This is a genomic window from Clostridium sp. ZS2-4, assembly GCF_026719745.1.
Classification (GTDB): domain Bacteria; phylum Bacillota; class Clostridia; order Clostridiales; family Clostridiaceae; genus Clostridium_H.
Genome location: NZ_JAPPRQ010000093.1, coordinates 1 through 4,201 on the forward strand (window position 1 = coordinate 1; position 4,201 = coordinate 4,201).

Annotated in this window: 5 protein-coding genes; 3 read left to right on the forward strand and 2 right to left on the reverse strand. The window is 30.2% G+C overall.

Going from position 1 to position 4,201, the window contains the following annotated elements; genetic code table 11:
- Positions 1–267 precede the first annotated feature (267 nt).
- Both OIO11_RS11890 and OIO11_RS11895 read left to right on the forward strand, forming a co-directional pair.
- Positions 268–816: a serine/threonine protein kinase gene (locus OIO11_RS11890; RefSeq protein WP_268071685.1), complete on the forward strand. Its 549-nt coding sequence runs from the start codon at positions 268–270 to the stop codon at positions 814–816.
- A gap of 169 nt (positions 817–985) precedes the next feature.
- Positions 986–1,876 (forward strand): DegV family protein, encoded by an 891-nt coding sequence (locus tag OIO11_RS11895; RefSeq protein WP_268071686.1) that lies wholly within the window; start codon positions 986–988, stop codon positions 1,874–1,876.
- A 62-nt stretch (positions 1,877–1,938) separates the two neighbouring features.
- Here OIO11_RS11895 and OIO11_RS11900 read toward each other — a convergent pair whose 3' ends face one another.
- Positions 1,939–2,583, reverse strand: a complete 645-nt coding sequence (locus OIO11_RS11900; protein WP_268071687.1) for an undecaprenyl diphosphate synthase family protein — start codon at positions 2,581–2,583, stop codon at positions 1,939–1,941.
- 523 nt (positions 2,584–3,106) lie between these two features.
- On the opposite strand from OIO11_RS11900, the gene OIO11_RS11905 reads away from it, so the two are divergent.
- Positions 3,107–3,970, forward strand: a complete 864-nt coding sequence (locus tag OIO11_RS11905) for a phosphatase PAP2 family protein (RefSeq protein WP_268071688.1) — start codon at positions 3,107–3,109, stop codon at positions 3,968–3,970.
- Positions 3,971–4,115: 145 nt separating this feature from the next.
- On the opposite strand, the gene OIO11_RS11910 is transcribed toward OIO11_RS11905, so the two are convergent.
- On the reverse strand, positions 4,116–4,201 hold an 86-nt coding region (locus OIO11_RS11910; RefSeq protein WP_268070085.1), incomplete at its 5' end, for an IS3 family transposase.

Sequence of the window (4,201 nt, forward strand, 5' to 3'; positions counted from 1 at the left end):
ACTTTCTCTTTAAAGGTTATAATGCCTTAGAAAGAAGAATATCGGAAAGCCGTGTGCGGGAAAACCGCATGCACGGTTTGATGAGGGGAAGAAGGAAATAAAATTTCCTTCAACCTACTCTACAATTGAAAGGTTTTCTGACCTAAGGAAGAAAATCCTCTTTCACTGGGGACTAAAAGAATGTTGCGTCGCAACATTCTTATGTAACGTTGTACAAATTTTGAAATAAAATATAGTATAGTAACATTTCCAAGCACTGTGTAAGAGGTGATTAATATTAGCAAGAAGTATTTGGGGATAGATATAAAGGAATGTGAATTTCTAGGCGGAGGTTGTGAAGGAAAAGTATATTTGACACCAGATGGATATGCTTTAAAAATATTTAAATGTAAAGCTAAGTGCGAAGGGGAATATGACATACTAAAGAAGGTAGAAGGAAGTAAATATTTTCCTAAAATTATAAATGCAAGTAATAGATGTATTTTGAGAGAATATGTGCCGGGACAAATGATTAAAGATTATATTGTTAAGAATGGATTGTCAGAGCAATTAGCCGTAAATTTAATTGATTTAATAGAAGAATTTAAAAAGTTAAAGTTTAAAAGGCAGGACATAAGAGGGAAACATATATATGTGCAGGATGATGAGTCAATAATGGTAATAGACCCCAGAAAATCCTATACAAAGAAGGTTTCTGTGCCTATAAGCATTATAAAAGATTTAGAAAAAATAGGGGTTATAGATAAGTTTGTACAAGTATTAATTGATAAAAGATTGGATTTAGCCTATCTTTGGCTTAATTCTATTAACAAATAGATCGGGGATTAATTACCCCCGATTTATTTTTGGAGTAAGTAAAATGTTTATACATATTATAACAAGTAAGGATAAAGTTATTATGGCATTAGAGCTAAATGGGTGTTATAGTAGAAATGAGAGTAAAAAACAATATAATTGAGAGAGCAAATGAAAGGATAGTGTACTAATGAAGAATTTTGCAATAATAACTGATTCATGCTGTGATTTACCAAGAGATATTATTGAAAAAAAACAGATTCCATTTGTAAGCCTTACATTTAGTTATTATGGGGAAGAATATAAAGATGATTTAGGAAAAAGTATGTCTTCTATCAAATTTTTTAATGATATGAAAAATGGCGCTATTGCCCAAACGTCACAACCAAGCAGCCAAGCTTTTTATGAAGCATTTAGGGAAATAGTCAGTAAAGGCATGGATATTATATATATTTGTGTTTCCACGGGATTAAGTGGTACTTTTAACAGTGCAAACATAGCTAAAAATATGATGAAAGAAGAATTCCCAGAAGCACAAGTATATATTATAGATATTTTGACGGCTTCATTAGGGCAAGGAATTATGGTTTTAAAAGCTTATGAAATGAAGGAAAATGGTGCAAGCTACGAAGAAATAGTAGATTATCTAGAGATGAATAAACAAAGAATAAATACATATATTACAGTAGATGATCTCGGTCATTTAAAGCGGGGAGGAAGAATTTCAGCAGCTGCCGCTACTATTGGAATAGTGCTCCATATAAAACCTCTATTAACACTTAATCATGAAGGTAAAGTAATTCCTATTGTTAAAATACGAGGAAGAAAAAAGGTTATAAAAAGATTGGCTGAAATCGTTATAGAAAGAATAGAAAATGATGAAGAACAAACTATTGCTATATGTCATGGTGATTGTCTTGAAGAAGCTCTTAAGTTGAGAGAGTGTATTTTACAAGAAGTTAAAGTTAAGGATGTTCTGATTAATTATATTGGACCTGCTGTTGGAGCTTATGGAGGACCAGGAGCTTTAGCAGTGTTTTTTATGGGGAAGGAAAGACAGCATCATATTATAGAAAATTAAAAAGAGAAACATATAAAGATAATTTTAAAAGAATGCTGTATCACAGCATTCTTTTAAAATTATTAACCTCCAAGAGTTATATCTTGAGTGTTATACCATTGAAGTGCTTGGTAAAAATGATCTTTATTAAAGTCTGGCCAGTAATCATCAATCACATAAAAGTCAGAATAAATAGATTGAACTGGTAAAAATCCACTTAAACGTCTCCTGCCACCCCATCTTATTATAAGGTCTACTCTAGATATATCGTTAGTTTTTAAAGAACTTGTAATTAATTTTCTGTTATTACTGTGGGTTTCTAACAAACTCCCAAGATCCCATTCCCAACCATAATTAACTAGAAAATTAATTTTCATACCACCTTTACCAAAGGTTTTTCTTTTAGTATAGGGTAAAAGTTCTTTAGGAAACATAGGAGATTTATCATTTCCAACAACTAGTAAATCCGCATCTTCTTTACTTAACATTTCAACAGCTTCAATGCAGGCTTTTGTAAAAGCCTCTCTTTGTATTTTGGGCCTTTTGACATTGTCAGTAGTAAAACCATAAAAGGTTAGTTCTTTTACTCCAACTTCTTGACATAATTTAAACAGTACTAAGCCTGGAAACAATCCAGATGAATAACCATCTTCTTTAGCTAATCCGTTATTTACAGACCATCGTCTGTTTCCATCAGGTATAATTCCAACATGACTAGGAATTCTCATATAATTATCACCCTTATTAAAAGTATTTTATTTAATAGTCTTTCCAATGTATAACACAATATTCTTGAGAACTTCACCAATTTGTATAAAATTTGGTGGTATGGTAGATTTACTTCTTTTATTAGGATGAATTATGTAAAGGGGAGACTTTAAAGATGTTTATAAATGATCTTTAAACCGTCAGTATAATATTATAATGCTTATTTTCATTTTAATTATGTATGCAAGCTGTGTTATAAAAAATATTTGTACACATTCTTAACAAAATGCATATTTGCTATATGAAGTTAAATAAAAAAGAAATGAGGGATAAATATTATGAATAAGGATATAGAGTTTTTAGTAAATAAGAGAGATTTTGAAAGAAAATATAATAGATAAATGATAACTTATAAGTACACAATAGTATACTTATGGTAAAATAATATAATGTATGGAATTTTAAAAGTTAAAATTTTAAACAGTTAAAAAGTTAAAAGTGAAACTTAAGAATGAAATTATTGTAAATTAGGAGGAATATATTTTGACCGAATTTCTAACAAATGATTTTAATATAGAAATCATAAAGGCTATTCAAAGCTTTTCAAATCCAACATTAGACAGAATTGCTCAGTTTATTACTATGATGGGTGAGGAAGCTTTTTTTATAGTGATTATTGCCATTATATTTTGGGATATTAATAAAAAATTTGCATATAGGGTAGGCTTTACACTTATTTCAAGTATGGTAATTAATGGGGTTATAAAAGAGTCTCTAAAGATTCCACGCGTTTTTGGTACAGAAGGAATAAGGGTACTTAGAATAAAAACGGCAACTGGATATTCTTTTCCTAGTGGTCATACTCAAGGAACAGCAAGTTTTTGGATTTCTGTAATGAGTAATAGAAAGAAAAAGTGGACTTATATTTTGGGAATAACTATTATAGCATTGGTTGGATTCTCAAGGATATACTTAGGGGTTCACAGGCCTGTAGATATTATAGGAGGTATTGTGATTGCTATGATATGGGTGTATATATCTAATAAGGTTTTTGATTTTTTAGAGCAGGGAGGAAAAAAGAGTATTCTATTGCTTTTAATAATTCCTATGATTATAGGACTATTTGTATTTAAGGGACATGATTACTATGTGGCAGTTGGAACCATTACAGGTTTTCTTGTTGGATACACTATTGAAAGTAAATACATTAATTTTAATGAAAAAGCATCTTTAGTAGGAAATATATTAAAACTTGCTTTAGGGATTACAGTAGTTTTATTGATTAAAGTTGTTTTGAAAAAGATATTACCTCAGTACTTGATTTCGGATTGTATTAGATATGTATTTATAGCAGCATGGATGACTGCAGGAGCTCCTTATTTGTTTAAAAAGATAGGAATTGCATAGTAGAATACAACATTTTTCTAGTAACCAGTGCACAGTAGCCAGTAACCAGTAGAGGAAGTTTTGCTAAGGCAAAACCTAAACTTAAATAAAAGAAAGAGCAAGGATTAAAATGGTACCCGTGTCAAGGACATTATAAAAAAAGGGATTAAGCAACATTTAAAAGATGATTTCTAAATTGTTTAGGAGTCATCTTTTTTAATCCCCATTGACATCTATGGTTATTGTAGTAAT